Source organism: Streptomyces sp. MUSC 14 (genome assembly GCF_001866675.1).
In the GTDB taxonomy this organism is placed as follows: domain Bacteria; phylum Actinomycetota; class Actinomycetes; order Streptomycetales; family Streptomycetaceae; genus Streptomyces.
The window spans coordinates 1-21,310 of record NZ_MLYN01000066.1; the positions used below are offsets into that span (position 1 = coordinate 1).

The 21,310-nt window shown below is 68.0% G+C and carries 25 protein-coding genes and 1 pseudogene; 9 read left to right on the forward strand and 17 right to left on the reverse strand.

Annotated features, from left to right (window positions below; translation table 11 throughout):
* Positions 1–166: 166 nt before the first annotated feature.
* From BIV25_RS53535 to BIV25_RS37070, 4 genes and pseudogenes are all read right to left on the reverse strand, one after another.
* Positions 167–368 (reverse strand): annotated as a pseudogene (locus BIV25_RS53535) (hypothetical protein); the annotation flags it as partial.
* Positions 369–585: 217 nt separating this feature from the next.
* Positions 586–864: a hypothetical protein gene (locus BIV25_RS37060; RefSeq protein ID WP_071376933.1), complete on the reverse strand. Its 279-nt coding sequence runs from the start codon at positions 862–864 to the stop codon at positions 586–588.
* A 972-nt stretch (positions 865–1,836) separates the two neighbouring features.
* Complete coding sequence (gene istB, locus BIV25_RS37065) at positions 1,837–2,649, reverse strand: IS21-like element helper ATPase IstB (protein WP_071376934.1); 813 nt, start codon at positions 2,647–2,649, stop codon at positions 1,837–1,839.
* Entirely contained in the window at positions 2,646–3,299 is a 654-nt protein-coding gene (locus BIV25_RS37070; protein WP_071376935.1) for a hypothetical protein, read from the reverse strand. Before BIV25_RS37070 ends, istB begins: the two co-directional genes overlap by 4 nt.
* On the opposite strand from BIV25_RS37070, the gene BIV25_RS50550 reads away from it, so the two are divergent.
* Both BIV25_RS50550 and BIV25_RS37075 read left to right on the forward strand, forming a co-directional pair.
* A complete protein-coding gene (locus tag BIV25_RS50550; protein WP_143076760.1) occupies positions 3,249–3,599 on the forward strand; it encodes a hypothetical protein in 351 nt (116 codons plus the stop codon). The genes BIV25_RS37070 and BIV25_RS50550 overlap by 51 nt on opposite strands.
* Before the next feature lie 120 nt (positions 3,600–3,719).
* On the forward strand, positions 3,720–4,340 hold the full coding sequence (locus BIV25_RS37075; RefSeq protein WP_071376936.1) for a bifunctional 2-polyprenyl-6-hydroxyphenol methylase/3-demethylubiquinol 3-O-methyltransferase UbiG: 621 nt from the start codon (positions 3,720–3,722) through the stop codon (positions 4,338–4,340).
* 9 nt (positions 4,341–4,349) lie between these two features.
* On the opposite strand, the gene BIV25_RS37080 is transcribed toward BIV25_RS37075, so the two are convergent.
* The 11 genes from BIV25_RS37080 to BIV25_RS37130 all read right to left on the reverse strand — a co-directional run bounded on the left by BIV25_RS37080 (position 4,350) and on the right by BIV25_RS37130 (position 14,214).
* Positions 4,350–5,897: a hypothetical protein gene (locus BIV25_RS37080; protein ID WP_071376937.1), complete on the reverse strand. Its 1,548-nt coding sequence runs from the start codon at positions 5,895–5,897 to the stop codon at positions 4,350–4,352.
* Positions 5,894–6,214, reverse strand: a complete 321-nt coding sequence (locus BIV25_RS37085; RefSeq protein ID WP_071376938.1) for a helix-turn-helix transcriptional regulator — start codon at positions 6,212–6,214, stop codon at positions 5,894–5,896. Before BIV25_RS37085 ends, BIV25_RS37080 begins: the two co-directional genes overlap by 4 nt.
* Positions 6,214–7,284 carry a tyrosine-type recombinase/integrase gene (locus BIV25_RS37090; protein ID WP_071376939.1) on the reverse strand — a complete coding sequence of 357 codons (1,071 nt, stop codon included), beginning with the start codon at positions 7,282–7,284 and terminating at the stop codon, positions 6,214–6,216. Before BIV25_RS37090 ends, BIV25_RS37085 begins: the two co-directional genes overlap by 1 nt.
* 117 nt (positions 7,285–7,401) lie before the next feature.
* Positions 7,402–7,614 carry a hypothetical protein gene (locus BIV25_RS37095; protein WP_071376940.1) on the reverse strand — a complete coding sequence of 71 codons (213 nt, stop codon included), beginning with the start codon at positions 7,612–7,614 and terminating at the stop codon, positions 7,402–7,404.
* Positions 7,615–7,762: 148 nt separating this feature from the next.
* On the reverse strand, positions 7,763–8,245 hold the full coding sequence (locus tag BIV25_RS37100) for a hypothetical protein (protein WP_071376941.1): 483 nt from the start codon (positions 8,243–8,245) through the stop codon (positions 7,763–7,765).
* Between the two features lie 133 nt (positions 8,246–8,378).
* Positions 8,379–10,736: a tyrosine-type recombinase/integrase gene (locus BIV25_RS37105; RefSeq protein WP_071376942.1), complete on the reverse strand. Its 2,358-nt coding sequence runs from the start codon at positions 10,734–10,736 to the stop codon at positions 8,379–8,381.
* On the reverse strand, positions 10,736–11,695 hold the full coding sequence (locus tag BIV25_RS37110; RefSeq protein ID WP_071376995.1) for a site-specific integrase: 960 nt from the start codon (positions 11,693–11,695) through the stop codon (positions 10,736–10,738). Before BIV25_RS37110 ends, BIV25_RS37105 begins: the two co-directional genes overlap by 1 nt.
* A gap of 204 nt (positions 11,696–11,899) precedes the next feature.
* Complete coding sequence (locus BIV25_RS37115; protein ID WP_071376943.1) at positions 11,900–12,181, reverse strand: hypothetical protein; 282 nt, start codon at positions 12,179–12,181, stop codon at positions 11,900–11,902.
* Positions 12,182–12,226: 45 nt separating this feature from the next.
* Positions 12,227–12,802, reverse strand: a complete 576-nt coding sequence (locus BIV25_RS51595) for a hypothetical protein (protein WP_177235544.1) — start codon at positions 12,800–12,802, stop codon at positions 12,227–12,229.
* Between the two features lie 182 nt (positions 12,803–12,984).
* The gene (locus tag BIV25_RS37125; RefSeq protein ID WP_071376945.1) at positions 12,985–13,833 is read right to left on the reverse strand and encodes an inositol monophosphatase family protein; all 849 of its coding nucleotides are present in this window, start codon (positions 13,831–13,833) and stop codon (positions 12,985–12,987) included.
* A 102-nt stretch (positions 13,834–13,935) separates the two neighbouring features.
* Entirely contained in the window at positions 13,936–14,214 is a 279-nt protein-coding gene (locus BIV25_RS37130) for a hypothetical protein (protein WP_071376946.1), read from the reverse strand.
* A gap of 218 nt (positions 14,215–14,432) precedes the next feature.
* On the opposite strand from BIV25_RS37130, the gene BIV25_RS37135 reads away from it, so the two are divergent.
* Positions 14,433–15,116, forward strand: a complete 684-nt coding sequence (locus tag BIV25_RS37135) for an HNH endonuclease family protein (RefSeq protein WP_371273115.1) — start codon at positions 14,433–14,435, stop codon at positions 15,114–15,116.
* Between the two features lie 192 nt (positions 15,117–15,308).
* On the opposite strand, the gene BIV25_RS37140 is transcribed toward BIV25_RS37135, so the two are convergent.
* Together BIV25_RS37140 and BIV25_RS37145 are read right to left on the reverse strand one after the other, a co-directional pair.
* Positions 15,309–15,782: a hypothetical protein gene (locus tag BIV25_RS37140; RefSeq protein ID WP_107486551.1), complete on the reverse strand. Its 474-nt coding sequence runs from the start codon at positions 15,780–15,782 to the stop codon at positions 15,309–15,311.
* A gap of 10 nt (positions 15,783–15,792) precedes the next feature.
* The gene (locus tag BIV25_RS37145; RefSeq protein ID WP_079177115.1) at positions 15,793–17,040 is read right to left on the reverse strand and encodes a helix-turn-helix domain-containing protein; all 1,248 of its coding nucleotides are present in this window, start codon (positions 17,038–17,040) and stop codon (positions 15,793–15,795) included.
* 213 nt (positions 17,041–17,253) lie between these two features.
* Between BIV25_RS37145 and BIV25_RS53540 the strand changes: the two genes are divergently transcribed.
* The 6 genes from BIV25_RS53540 to BIV25_RS53545 all read left to right on the forward strand — a co-directional run bounded on the left by BIV25_RS53540 (position 17,254) and on the right by BIV25_RS53545 (position 20,711).
* Positions 17,254–18,183, forward strand: coding sequence for a DUF6415 family natural product biosynthesis protein (locus tag BIV25_RS53540; protein WP_071376948.1), 930 nt, complete (start codon positions 17,254–17,256; stop codon positions 18,181–18,183).
* Positions 18,180–18,800: an ATP-binding protein gene (locus tag BIV25_RS37155; protein WP_256257047.1), complete on the forward strand. Its 621-nt coding sequence runs from the start codon at positions 18,180–18,182 to the stop codon at positions 18,798–18,800. Before BIV25_RS53540 ends, BIV25_RS37155 begins: the two co-directional genes overlap by 4 nt.
* Complete coding sequence (locus BIV25_RS37160; RefSeq protein WP_071376950.1) at positions 18,797–19,381, forward strand: hypothetical protein; 585 nt, start codon at positions 18,797–18,799, stop codon at positions 19,379–19,381. The genes BIV25_RS37155 and BIV25_RS37160 overlap by 4 nt, the downstream gene beginning before the upstream one ends.
* Entirely contained in the window at positions 19,359–19,808 is a 450-nt protein-coding gene (locus BIV25_RS37165) for a hypothetical protein (RefSeq protein WP_071376951.1), read from the forward strand. Before BIV25_RS37160 ends, BIV25_RS37165 begins: the two co-directional genes overlap by 23 nt.
* 130 nt (positions 19,809–19,938) lie before the next feature.
* Positions 19,939–20,592, forward strand: coding sequence for a hypothetical protein (locus BIV25_RS37170; protein WP_071376952.1), 654 nt, complete (start codon positions 19,939–19,941; stop codon positions 20,590–20,592).
* Positions 20,589–20,711 carry a hypothetical protein gene (locus tag BIV25_RS53545; RefSeq protein WP_256257049.1) on the forward strand — a complete coding sequence of 41 codons (123 nt, stop codon included), beginning with the start codon at positions 20,589–20,591 and terminating at the stop codon, positions 20,709–20,711. Before BIV25_RS37170 ends, BIV25_RS53545 begins: the two co-directional genes overlap by 4 nt.
* The last annotated feature ends 599 nt before the right edge of the window (positions 20,712–21,310 follow it).

Consider the following 21,310-nt stretch of genomic DNA (forward strand, 5'->3'; position numbering starts at 1 on the left):
CATCCATCTCACGCCACGTGAGACAAGCTCTAAGACAGGCGAATCCTGATGACAAGGCGGCAAGGAAGTAGTCCTGGAACATCATCACAACGCCAGCCGGTCATGCGTCGCATTCTCGAGCATCTCGAACAGCTCGTTCTTCTCCGGTTCGGTGATGTTGAGGTGGTAGACGTAGCGTGTAACAGCGCGTCCTGAACGGTGCGTCCGGATCGTCCTGCGTCGACGCCGCCGGCTCACGGGGCCTGCCGGGCTCCTGGTTCGTCGTCCAGCTGCCACAGCCTTGGCGTGGCCGTCATGTACAGCTGCCGCAGGGCGGGATGCGGGGTGTTGTCGTGGGCGACCGCCCACGGCTTGCCGATATGCCCTGAGTGACTCCTGCTGCCGGTCCTCTTACCTGCCCCCTTCCCTGTCGACCGGGCGTCGTGGTGTGACCTGCAAGTGCTGCTCTGCGTGATGGTGAGCCGGGACCGAATGCTGTTCGCAGCGTCGGAGATCCGCCGGCGCGCACATATGGTCCCGGTACTTGGCCTGGGGGCCGGTGCCGGGACCATCTACCTCACCGGCGGCTCAGCGCCGGGTGAAGTCTCAGAATGCTTTGCTGTTGCAGCCCATGGTCGAGCCCATGCGCGTGGCCTGGGCGCCCGGGTTGCCCTCGCCGTTCAGGGCGTTGCCCAGCAGGCCGTTGAGCAGACCGACTTCACCGAGGACGTCGAGGTTCAGGTCGTGCGACTTGCACCGTGCGCTCTGCGTGATGTTGAAGTTGTCCCCGTGACCGCCGCCCTCGCCGGCGTAGGCGGTGCCGTTCACGAGGCCGATGCTGCCGAGTGCAGCGACCAGGACGGCAACGTTGCGAAGCTTGCGCATGTCATCTCCGTGGAGTGAGCGGATGCGATCTACGGTAGATCGACTTTTCACATTTTCAGGGAATTTATTAGCAATTACGCATAAATCGATGTATTGCGCTCATGGTCGGGCGGCGGAAGAACCCGAAAGTCGCATCGTCTGTGAACGGGCCCCGTGATCGTGGTCTTCGAAGGGCCCATGTGCAGGCATCGTTGTCGGACCGTCAGCCGGGTAGTGCGGGTTTTGGCTGTGCCGAGCGCCGGGTGCCTGGAGCGGCCGTTGAGAGGCGGTGCCGACCGTGTGCAGGCCCGGGCACAGAGCTACGGAGCGCCTTTGCGGTGCAGGGTCCTGCACTTCAGGGGGAGGGGCAGTGCGGATGGCAGGCGAGGGCGTCGATGAAGCGTCGCGTGAGGCCAGGCTCGTGGCCCGGTGTGGTCGAGCCGTTCGGCGGCGAGGGCCCTGACGAGGGGGCCGAGGAACGATTCGGCCCGGATCATCGAAAATTCCCCTTGGTGCAGGAGGACTGGTCGGCGCCTGTAGCGCAGTGGGGCTGCGGGTGCCTGTGCCCCAACGCGGGTTGTGGCACAGGCACCCGCAGCCGTCAGGTGGCCTGCTGTCTGTAAGCACTTGTTTTGGCTCCAGTGCACGGAGTTGTTTTGGCCCCAGTGGCGGTTCGCAGGGGGCGTGTGACGGTGTGATTCACGCCCCTGTAGCAAGGTGATTTGGCCCCACTTCGATCGGGTGGTTCCGCTGGCCGGGGTGGGGGGTGTTGACGGTAGTTTTGAAGCCTCGGTGGACCTCCGTCAGCGCGCCCCCGACAGGTGCGTGGAGGGTTGCCGACCCGGCTCGACTCAGGTCGCGGACCGCCCAGTGACCGCGGCGACTGGACGAGAACGGGCGATGGTGCGGCCGGCACTGGGACACGACGGCCGGGCCCGAAACGGCTGCGGCCGGCCTCCCGTAAGGGAGGTCGGCCGCGGTTGTCGGTGCAGGTCAGCGACGGCGCTTCTTCTGGCTCTGCGCGAACCGGTAGGACTGGGTGCCGGTCTCAACGATGTGCGCGTTGAAGGTGACGCGGTCGACGATCGCCGTGCAGAGACGGGGATCGGTGAAGGTCTGCTTCCACTCCGAGAACGGGGCGTTGGAAGCGATCGCGATGGCCCGCCGTTCCTCCCGCTCGGTGAAGATCTGGAACAGCAGTTTGGCTCCGGCCTTGTCCAGGTCGAGGTAGCCGAATTCGTCCAGGCAGAGCAGGTCGACGCGTCCGTAGCGGGCGATGGTGCGGGTCAGTTTCTTCTCGTCCGCATCTTCTGCGAGTTCGTTGACCAGGTTGACCGTGGTCGTGTAGCGGACGCGGAGACCGGCCTCGGCCATGGCCGTGCCGATCCCGATCAGCAGGTGGGACTTGCCGGTTCCGGAGTCGCCGATCAGGCAGAGCGGCTGACCGGCCTTGACCCAGGACGGGTCCGACAGAGTGCCGACGATCTCGGGGGTGACGTTGGGGTTCTCCGTGTAGTCGAAGTCCTCCAGCCGTTTGGGCCGGGGGAAGTTGGCGTCCCTGACCAGCCGTTGCTTGCGCCGTTCCTCCCGCTCGCCGCACTCGGCTTCCAGCAGGTCGGCGAGGAAGTCTTTGTAGCTGGACCGTTGCCGCATGGCGTCGGCGGCCATCTCCTGGACCCTGCTGCGGATCGTGGGCAGGTGCAGGGCCCGGCAGGCCTCGTCGATGGCAGTGTCCACGGCCTCCTCCGGCCCCATGTCCCGGCGGGGTGAAGGGATCTGGGTGGCCGTGGTGTCGGTCGTGCTCATGCGGTGCCTTTCGGTCGACGTGTCAGGAGCTGGTCGTAGTGGGCGACGGTCGGCAGAGGTCGGTTGTCCTCGGGCAGCTGGGCCCGGCGGGCAGTGAGAGAGACCACCCCGCTGGGTTCGGCCCAGGGCGGCGGCTCGCCCTCGTCGTCCAGGTCCTCAGGCGGTGGCGGGGCAGCCGCGGCGGCTCTGCGGGCCTCGACGGCCACCACGTCGGCGGTGATGGCGCCCGCTCGGATCGCGGCGGCCATGCCCTGCTCGACGGCCGGCGCGGGCATCCGCCGGTGCAGCAGCAGGACCTCGATCAGTGCCCTCGTCCCGGCCGCGTCGCCGTGGGCGGCCCGGGCGGCGGCCCAGAACGCTTCGTGGACCTCGGTGAACGAGCCGTTCTGGCGGGCGGTGACCAGCGCGGTCGAGCCGGCCATCGCCCCGGGCTTGACCAGCAGGATCTCCAGGTAGTGGTCGAGTTCGTCCCGGAAGTCGCCCCGGCGGGTCAGCCGCGGGTGCCGGGCGACGACCTCTCGCCGTTCGAAGACGAGGAGTTCATTGCCCCGCAGCAGCACCCGCACGTTCTGGCCGATGAAGCGGGCCGGCACCGAGTAGTGGCACTGCCGAACGGTGATCCGGCTGCTGCGGTCGACCTTCGGCGTCATGGTGATGCCGCACTCGAACTCCTCCAGCGGCAGCGGCGCCAGCTGGTCCGCCTCGGTGTAGAAATTGAAGCCGACGGTGGTGAGCCTGCCCGCGAGGATCCGTTCGTCCTCGCCCGCGTCGATCTCGGCGATCTTCGTGTTCAGCTCTTCCAGCGTGGTGACCTCGGGAACCGGGACCAGGTGGGTGCGACGAAAGCGGCCGCCCTCGTGCTCGACCCCGCCCTTCTCGTGGGCGCCGTCCTCGCCAGGAATGCAGTAGAAGGCGTCGAAGCCGAACCTCCGCGAGTTCGCGAATTCTGAGAGGTCTTCGTGGCGAACCCACGGGTCCAGGCTGGCAGGCGGCGTGTATGGGCACTTCGGTTCAGCTTGTGTCGAGATATTTGTTCGCCTTGGCTGGGACCACTGGCTAACGTCTCGACCGTGGACATCACAGATCCGAAGGACCTGGTCCGACGTGGGTATGACGCCGTCTCCTTGCGTTACGACGAGGCGTACGGCGCCGAGACGAAGTACCAGTCACTGCTTGGCGACCTCTGCCAGCGGATCCCGGCCGGTGGGACAGTGCTGGACCTGGGCTGCGGCAGCGGGGTGCCGGTCGCACGCACTCTGGCCGCCGCCGGCTACCGGGTCATCGGCATAGACATCAGCGAGGTGCAGATCCGCCGGGCCCGCGAGCGGGTGCCTCAGGCAGAGTTCATCCACGCTGATGCCACGGCTGTCTCCTTCGGCGCCGCGTCTTTCGACGCCATCGTCTCCTTCTTCGCCCTGATCCATATTCCACTGTCTGAGCAGCCGCCCCTGCTGCGGAAGATTGCTGGGTGGCTCCGCCCGGGAGGCTGTTTCGTGGCCACCACGGGACACGGCGAGTGGACCGGAACCGAGGAGAACTGGCTTGGGGGCGGCGCCCCGATGTGGTGGAGCCATGCGGATGCTGCCACCAACCGTGAGTGGATCGAACAGGCCGGCTTGACGGTCGAACGGGAGGAGTTCGTCCCTGAGGGCGACGGCGGACATGCCCTGTTCTGGGCACGCCGCCCGTAAAGTTCCAGCTCAGCAGGTGCGCGACTCGTGTTCGGCAGCCGAGACGGCGACCGCGGTCGTGTAGCGGAGGCTGGTCTTGGCGCCGAGGGAGAAGACGTGTGCGAGGTGGAGGGGGTCCGCGCCGCTGGCGAGGGCTTCTTCCAGGATGCGGTCCTGCCGCAGCCGGTCGAGGCCCACGGGCAGCGGCCGGACGAGCTTGTCCATCCAGAATGTGCCGACTGCTGTCGTGGTGGTGGCCGTGTTCCGGCTGATCAGCAGGTAGGGGTTGGTGCTGTTCGGCCAACGGCCGCGCCGGTAGTCGAGGTAGTCGGTGATCGCCTCGGCGGTGTACTCGTCCAGGGGACGGTTGAGGTTTTCAGGGTCCAGACGGCACCCGGCCAGGTCCACCTGGTCCAGCAGCAGCGTGCGGATCTGGTGAGCCGCCAATGCATGGATCCCGGACAGGGCGACGACCACTCTCAAAGCCGGATCCCGCTGGGCAGCCTGAGCGACCGACTCCACCTCCTCCGTGGTGAGCGACGCGGGAATCGTGGTGGTGAGCCTGCCGCCCTTGATGCCGCGCATCGGGTTGCTGAAGATCAGCCGCTCGGCCTTGAGCGTCCCGAACAGCGACCGCAGGGCACTGGCCTCATAGGCCCGGTGCGGCCGATTGGTCAGCCAGGTAGCGAGGTCATCTCGCTTAACCTGCCTCAGGGTTGCGTACTTTCCGCCGTACTCGGTGAGGAACGGCAGGACGAGCCTGAGCAGAGTGACGACCGTGGATCGGGCCCGTGGCCTGCGGCGGGAAGTCCCGTGCCGCAGGAGCCCGATCCACGTGTCCAGTTCCGCCCGGATGTCCGGGGCCAGGAAGGCGAAGTGCTTCTGGCACCACCGGTCGAGCGAGTCGGGCCGGTCGTCGAGGAAGATCTCCAGGTCCTCGAACACCTCCAAGACGTGATTGGCGGGCACTGCGGTGTGGGTGAGCTGGGAGATGGTCGAGGCCCTGATTCGCTCGCCTGGTCGGTGGACCGCGCAGAGGATGCGGATGCCGCGTCCCACCGAGCCGACGGTGCGAGACGGCCAGCCCCGCAGTTCCGCAATCCGTGCGGCACGGATGGTCAAGAAGGCGGCCAACTCCGGGTCCAGCAGTGGCTGTTTGCTACTGACACCGCGCAGGTTGCGGGGCATGTCGAACAGCATGAGCTCCGTCCAGCGGGGCGGGACGGAGTGCAAAGTCACCCTGGTCGGCTCCGGCGGGTCCTGCCGGGGCGGAGGTCCGCCGCGAGGCCGCAGGGTGCCGATGATGAACAGCTGGTGCCCCGTGCGGGCGGCGGCCGTCAGGTCGACGCTCGTCTTGTTGTGCGGGCCGGCGATCAGACCGGCCTGTCGGCGGCAGAGCCGGCAGACGCCTTCGATGGCCGCGACGTCGCGGTGGCAGATGTCGCAGTGCTGGCTCGTCGCCTTCGCGACGAAGCCCCAGCATGCCTTGCAGCGGGGGCGGTCGAACCAGCCCCATCCCAGGCAGTCCCGGCAGCTGCGGGTGGCCCACGGCCGTAAGCGTCGAACAGGCCGTCTCATAGCGGCGGCCCCGAGCGGCCGGTCCGCCGCTGGTGACTGATCGGGGTTCCACCGACGACCTGCTTCTCCGTCTCCATCGCCGGGGTGGGCTGACGATCGGCCCGCTTCTCCGGGACGAGCAGGTCGGCAGGTGTGCAGTCCAGCACCTCGCAGATGATGTCGAGGTCGTCGAGACGAACGGTCAGCGGACGGCCCGACCACAGGTGAGACATCTTGCCCGCAGAGATCACCAGTCCGGCATCCGCGAGCATCCGTTGCAGTTCAGACGCTTTCCAGACGTCACGCTGGGCGGCGACCATCCGCAGGTTCCACTTCATCAGCGGGCCCCTCCGAATCGAGCTGCCGCCCGCTGTCCCGCGCGGATCCAGGCGTCTTCGACGTGGGACTTCTCGACATGCACGTAGATCATGGTCGTGTTGAGCCATTCATGTCCGAGGATTTCCTGGATGGCAACGACGTCCATGCCGTTGCGGTAAAGGTCTGAGGCGGCGAAGTGCCGCAACACGTGCGGGGTCAACTGTCCGGCCTGGTGCGGCAGATGCCGTGCGACCGCCTCGGCCAGCCCGGTCCGCAGGGCGTCATCGGTCACTGGCCGACTGGAGCCGTCACTGTGTCGGCGTTCGGAGGGAAACAGCGGGGCCCGTGGGTCGTTGACACGGTCATCGAACTCCCAGCGAGGCCCAGTGACCCACCATTCCAGCAGGTCGCGCGAGCCATTGATCAGCGGGACGAGCCGTTCCTTCTTGCCGCGGCCCTGGCTGCCCTTGCCCTTCAGCAATACCTTGCCGAACCGGCCCAGGTCCCAGCGGACGTCCCCGATCCGTAACAGGCACAACTCCGAGATCCGGGGTCCGATCAGGCTGGTCAGCCGCGAGGCGGTGTAGTTCCGGGCGGCCGGAGCGTACTTGCGGGCCTCCTCCATGTCGCACCGCCAGCCGCCGAACAGCGCGGCGATCTCACCTTCCGGCGGCGGGATCCGCAGCCTCGCGGAGGTGCCACCGCGGGGCCGGTTCACCTCGTCCAGCGGGGACTCGACGACGAATCCGGTGGCCGCGTGAATGGCGGCCTTGTGCCGCAGTTCGAGGAACTCGAAGAACACCGAGAAGGCGATGGCCTGGCGGACCTTGGTGCCCGCAGCCGAGTCGCGGCGGTATCGGCCGAAGTACCGGTCGAGGTCCTGAGGCTCCATCTCCCACAACGGTCGGCCGAACCACTCGCGCAGGGCCATCACGGGCCCGACGTCGCCGCGGATCGTGTCATCGAGGACACCGGCCGAAGCGCGGGCGAGGACAAACTCTGCCAGCAGGTCCTGCTCGAAGGCGGCGATCTCCTCGGCGGTCTCCAGCCGAAGCTCCGGCCGCAGATCCCGCACGACAGCCAGAGCCATGCCGTTCCTCCCCTTCAGCTATCGGGCGACTCCGCCATGACAGCCGAGGAGACTTCGGGATTTCCGAGGAACGAGCAGTAATCACCCGATCGTGGTCAGACGAGGGGAAGCACCAGATCAGGCAGCTGCCGAGGCCATCGCCGAGGTCGGGAGGCTCAGGGAACTCACGGAAACATGGACATAGTGGGCCCGGAAGGACACCCATCGCTCGGACTCGATGCGGCTGCGGCCGGTGCAGATGCGATTGACCGCTGGTTTCAGATTGTCGTAGCGGATGTGCTTGGTCGGCACTCCGCCCAGGACGTTGAACGCCTCGACGTGCCCTTCCATGAAGGACTCCTGGGCTTGCGAGGCATAGACGCTTCTCTGCACTACTCGCATCGCCAGCGGACAAGGAGATCGCGGACGTAGGTGTCGGCGTGCAGACTCTTCCCCGGCGAGATGACCGCCCGGTGCGGGCGGTCATCTCGCCGGGCTCCTACTCGACCCCGAGCGTCACAAGCTCTTCCGGAACCCGGAAGCCTTTGGCGGGCTGGTAGCCCTTGATGGCCATGTCGTAGATCGGCTCAAGCAACTCGTCTGCCTCATCAGGGAGTTCACCGCGGTCGCGAAGTGTCTGCGTGGCGCGGTTGGCCGGGCGCGTGAACCCCTTCAGTTGCCGGTCAGCCGGATAGCCGCCGAGTTCGTAGACCTCGGAACGCGTGATGGAGCCACCGTTTGCGATGGCGCGTTTCACGACCTTGATCTGCACCTCGGCCCTGCTGCCGGCCATCATGACAATGGCTTGGTCATAAGCGTTCTTTGTCCACCCGCTTGCCTCGACATCCTCGGGAATGGCCGCGTCGAGGTTGGCCTGAGCTTCCGAGATCGCCTGAAGAATGACCTGTTTCTGGTGCGGCGAGTAGCCGGTCACGTCGACCGTGATCAGCTCTCGCGGGGCTGCGTTGTAGCCCTGCGACATGGGAGAATCCTTCTGTGGAGGGAGTCGAGACGGCGTTGGTTGGCCCCGGTGTCCGTCTCGACTCCCGCTTGTCTTGATGAAGTAGACTCTACTTATTCAACTGTAGAGCGCGCAAGGATCCTGATCGCCTGTCTCAGCTGAGGGCGCCGGCCCCTCCCTCGCCCTGTTCGGCTTGCCAGCGCAAGCGGTCGGCCTGCTTCTTCTTCTCGGCGATGTGCCGCAGGCTCTCCTTCAGGGCGGCGACCTCGCCCAGCCACTCCATGCGATGGGCCTCTTCGAGCCGTTCGCTGGTGTTGGCCTCGATCTCCAGCAGCCGGGGGACCTGGGCGAGGTCGAGGCGGAGCATCGGGCAGCGGACACAGGCGTGCTCGTGCTGACACGGGGTGCCGTAAGGTCGGTCGCAGGTGCCCAGGGCGACCTTGCGGAGGCCGAAGTGGTCGCGGAAGTCCGCCCACTCGGCGGCGGTCGGATCCCGGTACTCCTCGCTGGGACGCGTGGTTCGCCGCTGGTCGACGAAGTGCCGGTAGTGGCGGATGACTTCCTCTGGATAGACCGCCACATACCCCTGAGTGGTGTTCAAATCGAGGTGCCCGAGCACCTTGGCGGCGATGTGGATCGGCAGGCCGCCGTTCACCGTCTCCGTCGAGAAGATTCTTCGGAAGTCATGCGGGGTGAATCGCAACCCGGTGCCGTCGACATCGACGATGTCGGCCCGTTCCGCGAGTTCGGTGAGCATCTCCCGTACCCGGTTGGGCGAGATCACCTGGAGACGGTGCTGGGAGATGCGTTGAAACAGGTGGGGCAGCGGCGGGCCGAAGACCCGCTCGTAGCCGTCGTACCGACTCAGCAACGGCACCCGTCCGTCAGCACCCTTGATCCGGCGAATGATCCGGGCGAGGACGGCCACCAGGTCCGGGTCAGCGGGAATGACCGGCTCCCGGTCAGTCTTGGATGGACTGATCTGCAGCAGCGGCACCAGCTCACCTGTCGGCGCTTGATATTGACGCAGACTCAAATGCGTCAGCTCCAGGAGCTCTTCGACGCGGGCCCCGGTCCGCCGCAGCACCTCGATCACGGCCCAGGTCCAGAAGGCGTTGGACTCCTCGCACTCGGCATCGAAGCGCGTCTCCGGCTCCGCGGCCGGGGTGACGAACAACGCGGTGGGGCGCCAGTGACTGCGTGCCCGTCCAGTGCGGCGATACTGCAGGCCATCGGCGGTGAACTCCTGCCCGGGCGGGGTCGCCCGCGCGGCGACCAGGATGAGTTCGGCGTGTCGCAGACGTTCCTCGGCGGCGGCTACCAATCGCGGGACGACGGGGATCAGGGTGCGCGTGCGCTGCTGCATGCGGGCCTGGCGGTGCCGGGTCTCCTTGAGGTAGCCGCGGATATCCGCCTCGCTGATCGGGCAAGGGGCAGCCCAGCGAGACCAGCGGGCCGGGTCCTCCAATGACCACTGCAGCAGATCCAGGTAGAAGGAGCGGACGGTCAGGAACACGTTGTGGCTGTTGCGGCGAGGGCGACCGTCGGGCAGCACGCGGGCACGCTGTTTCCATGCCTGGGCGACCGTGTCGGGCAGGTGGAGCGAGGAAATACCGCGGTGGTGGCGTTCCAGGTCGGTCCAGAACAGCCCGGCGAGCGTGTGGGCCTGGTTGACCAGGGAACCGTAGTCGAGGACCGCAGCCCGCTCGGCAACGTAGTGCACCAGGACATCGCGGATCTCGCGATGGGCGATCGGGTAACGGTCGATAAGCTCGGCGGGGGTGAGCTGCCCCGGGGCACGAGCATGCCGCAGGGTCGGCGGCGCGTCCTTCAGGCCGCCGACGGCGTGCAGGATCTCGTAGGCAAACGGCAGCGAGGCCACCGTGCGGCCTGAGGCCCGGCGGGCCGCCGCGTACTCTTCGAAGTCCTCGACCTGCAGGTCCAGCAGGTCTTTGCCGGTCACGATGACCATGCGTGTGAGCAGGTTGAGCGCCTCGGCGGCGTGCTCGTCGCAACCTTCCCGCCCGTCGGCCCGATCCTGCAGCTGGGCGAACACCTCGGCCTGGTTGTGCCGTCGGTAGGCGTCGTAGACCCCGAGCAGACGGCTGCCGCACAGCCAGGCGTAGGACGGCCGGACCGCGCGAAGCACGATCAACACGCCGAGCCCGGCGGTGAGCCGGCACCGCTGGGACGGGCTGAGCCCCGGTGGGCCCCACTGCTTGCCGAGGGTATCCGAGCCGCTCAGCAGCCAGCGGTCCTGCCAGTCCTCGCCGGGAAGCTCGCCGAGCCAGTCCAGAACGCGGGTCATCGCCCGGTCCTGGCGGGACCGCTGCTGGGCAGTTGGCTCCACCAGCAGCCCGCGGGCGAGCTCGACCAGTGCGGCCCGGGATGCCTTCTCCCGGCCCGGAGTTGGCCTCCCGCCGAGCTGTTCGGACGGGCGCGGGCCGACCAGGACCGCAGGATCGCGGACGCTGGCGGGAGTGCGGGCGGTGCGTCCGTGGCGGGCGGCCATCACGCGGTCCCGAAAACATCGGCGAGGTCGTCCGGGTCGTAGTTCCAGCCCGCCAACGGGCGCGGCTGCGGCTTGGGCCGCGTGTAGTGCTCGTGCACCTTCGCGACGACCTCGTCGATTCGGGGCCGTAGGTAGCCGCTGGTGGTGGTGATCCGCCGATGCCGCATCACCTGCTGGGCATCGGCCAGGCTCAGGCCGGGGTCGTCGACCAGCCGCAGACACAGGGTGTGCCGCAAGTCGTGCAGGCAGACATTCGCCCCGATCCGGGCGTTGATCCGGTTCAGGACCGCCCGCAGCGCGGTGTAGGTCAGCGGGCGCAACGGTCCACGCCGGGTCCACCACACCGGCTCGTCCGGCTCGGGCCGGTGACCTTCCTGGGCCAGCTCACCCAGGTAGAGGGTCAGCCAGGAGAAAGCCTCCGGCGAAGCCGGGCATGCCTGCTTGACTCCGCCCAGCCCCTTGGACTGCACGTAGATCCGCCCCTCACCGGGGTGAACGTCGTCGATCGTCATCCCCAGCATCTCCGCTGCCCTCGCCCCGCTGGACAAGAACATCGAGAACAGGGCGCGGTCCCGGTTGCAGCCCAATGCCCGGAAAAGGTCGTCGATCACGTCCTCCGGGACGGCCCGGGGCTCCGGGACGCTCTGCTTTTGGCGATAGGCACCCCGGCGGTGCAGCCGAAACGGCTCCAGCGGGTTGTGATGAGCCTCAACTCGCTGACCACGGCGCCCTTGCGGAGGCACCGGCGAAACGACCGGCCCCTGCCCTGTGTGCAGGTGGTGGTCATAGAACGCAGAGATCACCGACAGCGCATGGTTGACCGTCGCCGGAGCGTACCCCTCCCGCAGATAGGGCTTGCCCGTGCGCGAGTTCACCGACCCCGGGGCAGGCCCACCCTCGCGACGCCGGTCGCGAGCCGGGTTGTGGCTGGCGCGCAGCCACAACACGAAGTCGCGCACGTCGGCACGTTGGGCGCGGCTCCAGGTGGCGTCCCGCCAGGTGGTGTAACGGATCAAGGCGCCGGAATCGGCAGGTCTTCGCCGCATCGGCGTGGTTCGGGGCCGCGCATGGCGCTGACGGCAGGACAGCCGCTGCGCGACCCGGGAGCCGTGCCTCATGGGGTGCCCGACGCGCGGTTACCGGAACTCGTCGAGCAAGGTCGCTTACACCACGAAGCGGGACACGACCCGGCTCCAGGGCACCTGAATCGCGTCCAGAAACCGGAACCAGCGCAGCAGGTCGTAGGCGTAGGAGCGGCACGAGGCCGCTGTGTTCCCACACGCCACAAGCTCACGCAGGAACTCACTCACCGGCTCAACCGGAAGGCCGGAGCCATCAAGCACTTTCCAGGGCAGCGAGGTGTCACCGGTCGACGCCACCCTTCCGATCCGGGCCACCACGAGGCCGGCCGAGAGCTCTCCCGGTCGGGGAGCATCCTGATCCATCACATCTCCGTCCACTCGGCAGCGTTCCGGACGGAGACTTCTCGCCTACCCAGCCATCACCGAGGAGGACACGCCGATAGTGCGGTCAACGGGTCGGTGGACAGCCTTGCCGGAGTACGACAGTCGCAGCGTGAACAGGTGGCACTTGACGACCTGGCCCGCCAGGCGGACCCAGACGTCGGCGAAATCGACCTCGGCTTCCTCACCGGGCAGGTGGACCTGCGGGACCATGCCCGTCAGGTGCCGACGGCCTTCCAGCACCTCGGCCTCGATCTGCGGGCGCCTGGCCAGCACGTAGTCGCAGACCGTGGAGTACGACACCAGGTCGAAGTCGTACTCCTGGGCGAGACGCTGATGGATCCGGCGCGCGGTGTGCTTCTGCTTGCGCGGCGCACTCGCGTCTTCCCGCAGCATGTCGTCGATCCACGGCTTGGCCGGATCGAGGACCGTGGCCCGCGGCGCCGGTTTCTTCCGCGGCGGCGGAACCGCAGACAGCAAAGCCTGCCGCACCGTCCGGCGGTGCACTCCGTACTTCTCCGCCAGAGCCCGCTGCGACAGTTCCGGATCGAGACGCTTGTCTCTCCGGATCGCAGCGAATAGTTCCGCCCGCGACAAACCCATCCCGGCCTCCCGACAGGACCGTGATCAAGCAACACGGCCTCCGACAGGACCGTGATCGACGCACAAACCCTGCCGTCGCCGGGCGGACGGACCAGTGCATTCACTCCAAAGAGGGCACGTCGCGGACCTGCATGTCGGCCTACTCGCGCGAACGTCGCCAGCCTGTCGCGCGGTCCGCCGAACTACTCACTCTCGTCGAGGGCCCGATAGTCGCGACTGCGCGGCAAGCCCTTCACCAACTGCAAGAACCCCTCATGCAGCCGACCGTTGGTGACCAGCACCGACATGTCACCTTCCAGTACGGACGTTCCGCTCAGGTCGGTCACCCGGCCACCCGCCTCGGTGACGATGACCGGCATCGAAGCGACGTCCTCGTAGCCCATCGGCGGACCGGCGATGACGCCGGCATCGGCCCGGCCCGTCACCAGGGCCACGATCATGCCTGTTGAGGGCACCAGGAGGACCCGGCGGTGAAGAGCGCAGAGGAGTTCCTCCGGCCATCCGGCCGGATTGTGCATCAGCGTCCTCGCGCCTCCCAGAGCGGTCCGCTCCGTGACCCGGGCACGGCGGCCCGACTGCAAGTCCGGCTCCGGGCCAGGCAGCACCCAGCAGCCCAGACCGCGACCCGCCACAATCATCTGCTGGCTCATAGGCATGTTGATCACGCCGATAGCAGGCCCGTGCTCGTCCTCGTAGGCGAGATCGTTCGCGAACAGCGGCACCCGGTGCGTGAAGTACTTCGTGCCGTTGATCGGGTCGATGATCCAACGCCGTCCCGATGACCCGCCGGTCGCACCTCCCTCCTCTCCGAAGATCCCGTCATCCGGCACCCGTCGGCTCAGCTCATCCCTGATCAGCTCTTCAACCGCCACGTCGATCTCGGTGACCTCGGTGCCGTCCTCCTTGAGACGGCTGTGCCAGTCATTGCTGAAGAAGCCTTGCGCGGACATCTGCCCGGCACGAGCGGCCAGGCGAACGGCGAAGTCCAGAAGCTCCCGATCAACGGGAGGGGCATCGAACACGTAGTCCATCCGTCGACCCTTTCACGGCTCTCCGACTGCCGGGTGGAGCCAGATCAACTTCGTACGTCGTGGGGCCACTTCCGATCCGTGCCATGGAGCCCAAAGAAGTGCTTACAAACAGGCCTGCGCAGCCTGGCCGTGGCGGATGCGGTCGAGCAGGGCCTGGTGGTAGGCCGTGAGGTCCCCGTCAGGGAGGAGGGCGGGGCTGCCGGTGAGGGCGTACCACTCCTCGGCCCCGGTGTACTGGACGGTGACGTGTGCGGTGCGCCCGTCGGCGCCGAGGACGGTGCGGACGGTGAGGTCGCCGGTGATGACGCCGACGTCGTCGGTCATGGCGCCACCCGGCCCGGCCTTCACATCGTCGACCAGTTGCTGCGGGGTCCAGGTCATGGAGTACAGCCGCTTCCCTCAAACCAGTGATCGTGCGCTCGCAAAGCCTAGCCACCCGAGGCTGACCACCTGGGCATATCCAGCGCCACGTCACCCAGTCGCGGGACAGCGGCACGGGCAGCAGGACGGCCCACTGCGTCAACTCGCCAAAGCGGCACACTGCGTTCGAGGGACGAAGCAGCACCGTGGCGGCCGGTCCGCTAGTTGGTACCTCCGTGATCATCTCTTCTGTGCGGCGCCGCGCCGCCACCCTCGCCGTGACGTGTCTGTCCCTCCTCGTCACAGTCAGCGCCGTCCCCGCTGCAGCCGCCAATTCCGCAACCACAGCGGCCGCGCAGGTCGTGCGGCGCGACCTTCCCGAGCCGCCGGGCGCCGACGTCACCCGCAAAGAACTCGACGAACTCGTCGTCGAGGCCCCCCACTCGATGGCCGGCTACAGCCGCGCCAAGTTCCCCCACTGGATCAAGCAGTACGGGGAGTGCGACACCCGCGAGGTCGTCCTCGCCCGCGACGGAAAGGGCGTCACGCAGGACTCGATGTGCCGGGCCGTCTCCGGCACCTGGTACAGCCCGTACGACGACAAGACGCTCGATTCCGCCTCCAAGATCGACATTGACCACATGGTCCCGTTGGCCAACGCCTGGCGCTCCGGCGCGGACACCTGGACCACCGAGAAGCGGCGGGCGTTCGCGAACGACCTCGACCACTCGCAGCTGATTGCCGTCTCGGCCGGTTCGAACCGGTCCAAGGGGGACCAGAGCCCGGATCAGTGGGCGCCGCCGAACAAGGACTACTGGTGCACGTACTCGCGGGCCTGGACGGACGTGAAGTACGGGTACGGGCTGAGCATCACGGCCGCTGAGAAGCACAAGCTCGTCGAGATGCTCAGCACCTGCGACTGAGCCGCTTGCCGCGGCACAGAGCCGCGCGCTGGTGTCGGGGACCCGCACACAGCATTGCGCCCTGCTCCTCAACGATCCGGGGGCGGGGCGCCCCGCGTTCCCAGGCGGCGCGCTGGCGTCAGTTCTGTTCTGTCTCTGGGGATCACGAGCGTAGCGGACCTCTCGGGGTCGAGCGTGCCCGCCCGGAGGCGGTCAGCGGCTGGCATTCTTCGGCCATAGCACCCGTACCGGGATGCCCGTGCGTTCTGCGTACGCGACGACGTCCGCCGTTCCGCCGTAGCCCCATGCCGGTTTGCCGTCCCACACGGCTAGTAGCTCTTCCGCCAGGCCCACGAGGATTTCGCTCCCCGCCTGGTGTGCCTCTGATGTCGACTCGGTCATGCCCGTCTCATGGATGTCAGAGGCGTGGGACAGAAGCTTGTCGTAGGTAGGGTGGTGCCAGTCTGGCAGGCTTTCGCGGTACTTGGCTGCCGGGATGACCACTTCAAGACGGCCGCCGCGCTTCAAGACGGCTTCGGCGAACCAGGAGTCGGGGCCGTCAGCGATGCACGACACGGCGACCAGCTCGGTGGCGTTGAAGCTGCTTACGGCCTCGTCGAGCAAGGTGCGGACGCGTTCTTCGACCTCCGTGCTGAGCCCGCGGTGACCGGTGATACCCACCCGCATGTTTGTCCTCCTACAGGTAGACGCCGTGTAGGCGCTCGTCAAAGTCCCGCACCACCTTGGGCGGCGTGTTCGTGGTGAGGGTACGGCGCACTTGCCGGGCGCGCTCCACGATCCGCCCCGACCGGTACTTGAGTCCGGTATCCAGAGCGCGACTGGCGTGTGCGAACGCCGCTTCTACCCGTCCGCCGGCAAGGTGTCCGGCCGCGATGTCCAGGACGATCAGCGCACGCTGTTTCGCATGTCCGGTGGTCAGGGCTTCCGTGTCCTCGCTGAGTACCCAGTCGGGCAGGCCCAAGCGCGCGCCGCAGGCGACGCGGGCGGCGGAGACCTTGGCTTCGGTGAAGGTGAACACCCACGGCCACGGCGGTGGTTCCTCGGTGGGGCGGGTGGCTACAGCCGCACGTGATGCGGTCAGGGCGTGGTCGGCGCGGCGCCGGTCACCGGCTGCCGCATGGGCAAGGGCCTCCACACTGGACAGCCACGCGTTGGCGACAGCGGGGCGCCGGTCGCCGAGTGCTCGCCGTGCCCGGGTTGTCAGGTTGAGGGCCTGGACACCATTCCCAGAGTAGGCCTCGAACTGGGCGAGACTTCCGGCCTGGTAGGCGGTGAGTAGCGGGTCACCGGCGGAACGGGCCGCTTTGATCGCTGTTCCGTACCAGGTGCGGGCGGAGCCGTTGTCGTCCATGTCCCATGAGAGCCATCCGGCGAGGCTCGCGGCCTCGCTTGCCACTGCGGCGAGGCGTGGTCGGTCGCTTTCCGAGGCGTGGTGGGTGATGGTCTGGATCAGCCGCAGGTGGGTGTGAACGGGCTCGGACAGGTCCCGGGACGGCGTCGAGCCGTCCAGCCGCCTGTATGCCGACGTGCTCAGTCGCAGCGCGGCGGCCTGGCCGCCGGTCGGGTCGTGTGGGTCGGGCGCGGCGGCCAGGATGGGGGCTGCCATTGCGGCGACTGCGCCGCCGAGGATGGTTCGTCGGTGCATGGGATCGTCGTCTCTCGCCTGTGCCTGCGGCATGCGCCCATCTGCGAGACCCACCAGTGCTGGCGGGATCCGAAGATGTGCAGCCGCCGCAGCCAGGACGTCCGTGCTGTAGGTACCTGAGCCGCGTTTTTCCAGACGGGAGACGGCGGACTGAGACAGTCCGATCGACTCGCCTAGCTGGGTCTGGGTCATTCGCTGGTCCTCGCGGGCAAGCGCGACAACCCGCCCGTAGTCGCCTTCCCGGGAGGCGTCCCGGATCGGTCCCGACTGCCAGTCCACGGCTACCCCCACGGTACGAGTCCACACGGCATCCGGCGCCTGCCTGTACCCGCTGAGTGCATATCCGTATGCGGGTGCCGCATGCGTGATGGTCTCACAGCGCACAGTGATCGTTGACTGGGTGTCAGCACCAACCCCTCTGTGGCTCACGGCGGTTGTTGCTCCGGCTCCCCCCCGGTCCGCTCACCATCCACCCCCGATTGAGGCGCGACGATGGCCAGTGAAATGACGACATTCCCTGATCTTCCGAATAGCCCGCTAGGGCAGCGCGTGGTGACAACTGCCGAGCGGAGGCTCGCTGTCGAGTGCTGGCTGCTGGCAGCTGCGGCGTTCGGCACAGACCAGGCCCGCAGCGCGTGGGACGCGCAAGGCATGGCCCTCCTGCGATGCGGCGGCCGGTTCTGCGCGATCCGTGTGCCGGTGGACGTGGCTGAGGCCGCCGCTGGGTGCGCCGTTCCCGCAGAGGTGGACGCCTACCTCTCCGGGGCGCTTCCCGGCGCGCCGGTCATACGGAGCCAACTCGGCAAGTGGCTGTTCGTGCTGTGCGAACCGAGCACCGTCACCGCCTGGACCGCGCCGGGCACGGAGTACCTCGGCGATGGCCACCAACTGGGCGTGCCACACCCCGACATCGTCCGGCACCCAGGCGGCACCGGCGCCTACTGGGCGGTGCCCATGTCCGGGCCGGGCGTCGTGGGCAACGGCGCGACACTGTCCAGGCTCATCTCCCACGGCCGGCGACGGCTCGCGCAGATGGCCGTGGACCCGCCGCACACGCCGGTCGAGTCGGCGCGCGTCGACCTGGCCGGGGCACGCCGACTGTGGGACCACATTCTCCACCTCACGCGAGATCTGCCGGCCACGGTGCCGTCACGAGCCCAAATGGACCCGTCGATCGCGACGATGCGGGACTACCTCGAGGACCTGGTCCGCTCGGTCGAGCCGGCACTCGACGAGGAGGACCCCGCTATCCGGCCAACGGCGCGATGGCTTCTCGGCCGGGTGCGACAGCTGCTGCTGTCCGAGCCGCCCTCCAGCCCTCGGAAAGCCGCCGAGCAGGCCGAAGATCTGGCGCTGTCCTGCCGGGCGCTCAGCGGGATCTACGAAAGGGCAGCGTGGACAAGGCGAGAGGCGAGGCCGTGACTGACGCGTTGCTCCAGGACACGTACCCGCGATGGCGCGTGCTGGTGGCCGAGGACGGGGAGCCCGTGCTGTCCATCTCCCTGCCCCGAGCAGACGCATCGGTACCTGTTGCCCGGCAGCTGGTCCGCGAGGCCCTGGCGGACTGGGACCTGCCGGACCTCGCGGACGCGGCCGAGCTCGTGACATCCGAACTGGCCTCGAATGCAGTCAGACACGCGCGCCATGGAACGCTCAGACTCACCCTCCGGCGTCGCGCCGACAGGGGCGTACGGGTATCTGTGACGGACAAGAGCCGGACACCACCGACGCCGAGGTCAGCGAGCGCTGAAGACATCACCGGCCGAGGCCTTGCTCTGGTCGATGCCCTCTCGCAGCAGTGGGGGACCGACCCCCTTCCTTGGGGAAAGCGCGTCTGGGCCGATCTGCGAGCGCCCGAGCCATCTGAGGAGGATCAGCCGCAGCGGCAGCCCGATGAGGTGCGCATAGTGCGCACCCACCATGCGCAGGCCCTCTATCTCCTCGCGCTGTTGGTGGTGATGGGCGTGCTGGTGTTCGGCATCGTCCGTAGCGACCAGAGCCAACACCACACCGGTGTGACGGAAGGGACCACCCGATGACCACCCGCGCGGTGATGGACGTGCCGGCGGTCCCGAGGCTGCGCCGTGCCCTGTGCCGCGAGCTGACGGCGGCCGCCGTCGGGCCGGTGCCCTACAACTGGCTCTCGCCCACCGGGCGCCGAGACCAGGTGCTGACCGCGTGGGACCGTGGACAACTCGCCGAGGTCCCCGTGGGCCTCACCTTCGACGCCCTGCTCATACCCGGCGCACTGGCCCGAGACGTCGTCGCTCGCATGGCAGCGGTGGGCATCCAGCCCGGCCCGGTCATCCTCGGCCCGTCGGGAGCGGAGTTCATCGTCGCCCTGGGCTCCGCACCCGGCTGGTGCGCGCCGGACTCCCTGCTTCTCCGGCACGGTGCCCTGGCTCTCCTGCCGCCCCCGACCGTCCTGCTGCCGCAGACGGTGGCCGCCCGCGGTTGGCTCATACGTCCCGCCCACCGCGGGGTGAGCAGCCCGCCGGGGGAGGGGCTGCCCTGCGGCAGCAGCCTGCACCGGCCCTACCTGGCGGCGGTCCGGGCCGCTGCGGACGCTACCCGTCTCGCCGATTCAAGGAGCCCAGTTGCTGGTCGAGTGGATCGCTGACGAGTGCTGGCGCTGCGATGCCCAGGGCGTGCCCGTGACGTGGGTGGGCCCGGTCCAGTGGGACGGCGAGCACGCCCCGTTCCGCCTGTGTGAACCATGCCTGACCGCGATCGAACGCAAGGCCTTGGTGCACCTCGCGCACCGCTCGTTCGAGGGCGGGCCTTCGGTCACCGTACGCGACCACGAACCCCCCACCACGCCCATCATCTTGACGAGGAGCCTGATGGAACCGCCCGAGCGTGCTCAGTACGTGTCGATCGCCTTCACCGGAGTTGGTATCCGGGCACAGGCCCATGGCCGGACAGGCCGGGAAGCCTGGCAGATGCTGCGCCACCGGCACCCGCGCCTGATGTGGGCCGTCACCACCGCCTACGCACTGGTGGCCGGCAGCCTCGCCGTCACCGTCGTGACCCACCTAGTGACCTAACCCGCCCAGACACCCGCCCGGCTTGGGGATGGTGAAGTCACGGTCGGCAGGACGCGTTGGGGAGCGGCATACCGGCCGAGGCTGGCCCGAGACCTGGCACCGACTGGCCCTCACAAGAAGCGAGAACTTGGTGTACGAGATGCGCCCGGCCACTAACGAGGACGGCCCGGTGGTCCACGGGCTCCTCCGAGCACGCAACGACTGGGCCCGCCGGCTTGGCCAGTTACCACCAGAGAGCATCGCCCTGCGTCTGCTGATCGGAGGCACCGGCGACGACATGGCGCTGATGCTGCTCACGGAGGACAACACCGTCGTGGGCTGCTTCGTCCTCTACGCCACCACACCGGGGTGGACATGGACCGCCAGCGAGCGCGCCGAGCCGTCCATGAGCCTGTCCATGATGCACACCCATCCCGATCAGCACGGCGCGAGACTGGCCAACTTGATGACCCTGTGGGTGCTTGACTACACCGCCCGGCGCACCAGTCCCGAACTTGAGTGGGTGCGTTGCTCTGTCCCGGACAACCGGCTGGCGCGGTACGTCCGTGAGGAACTGGGCTGGCATCAGGTCCGCGTCACTTGTAACGCCCAGGGACAGCGCTACGCCCTGATGCAACGGCGTCCCCATCGTCTCCCTGAACTCTCCGCCCTGATCACGAGGAGCGTCGATCCGACGCTCCTCGTGACGGGGGACCTGGCGATCACCACGGCCCCCGTCGTGCCCCGGCAGCCGCGCCACACCGCCGGCTTCGTCACCAGCGACCAAAGAGGCGGCCTCCCATGACCTCACCGAAGCCGCCGTTGCGGACGCGGATCACGGAGGCGGTCATCACGATTCTGCTGGCCGGCCTCGCGGTCCTCGCCTTCGGGGTCGCACTGGTCCACATGCTTCGGACTCACTGAGGTAGAGGGGAGCAACACACGATGACGGCCGACTCCACGGATTTAGGCGAAGTCCTGGCCCTGATAGGGGAGAGCGCCCGATGAAGCCACACGACGCGCGCCCCCACTCGCCGACCCGCCAGGCGCCGACGGATCACGGATCCACGAGTCCCCCGCTGCCCAGCACCGGACTTTCCGGCATTGGCGGGCAGCGGCACACCAAGACCTCCCGTCTGCAGGGACGGGCGGACGGGTCCGGCTGGTGCCGGACCCGCGGCACCACCGGGCGCAGGTACCCGCTCGCGCCCGCCCTACAAAACAGCAGGAAATAGGGAGAACTCATGGAGTCGAAGTCCCAGATCGCCGCCACCAGTACCCCGGCGGAGCAGACCGAGGAGATCACCGGGGCCGTCGTGATCGCCGTCGACGTCGAGGACGAGGAGTAGGCCCGAGGCCCAGCTCTCCGACGACCTCGTGGTCGCCTTCGGTGTCAAGGGCGACGACCCGAATCCGTCGTGACCTGACCGTCCTGTAAGTGGGGTGTCCCTTCCCTTCATACCGGCCACACCGGTCCGGGGAGGGACATCCCTCCTCCACACAGATGAGGTGCCAGTGATTCA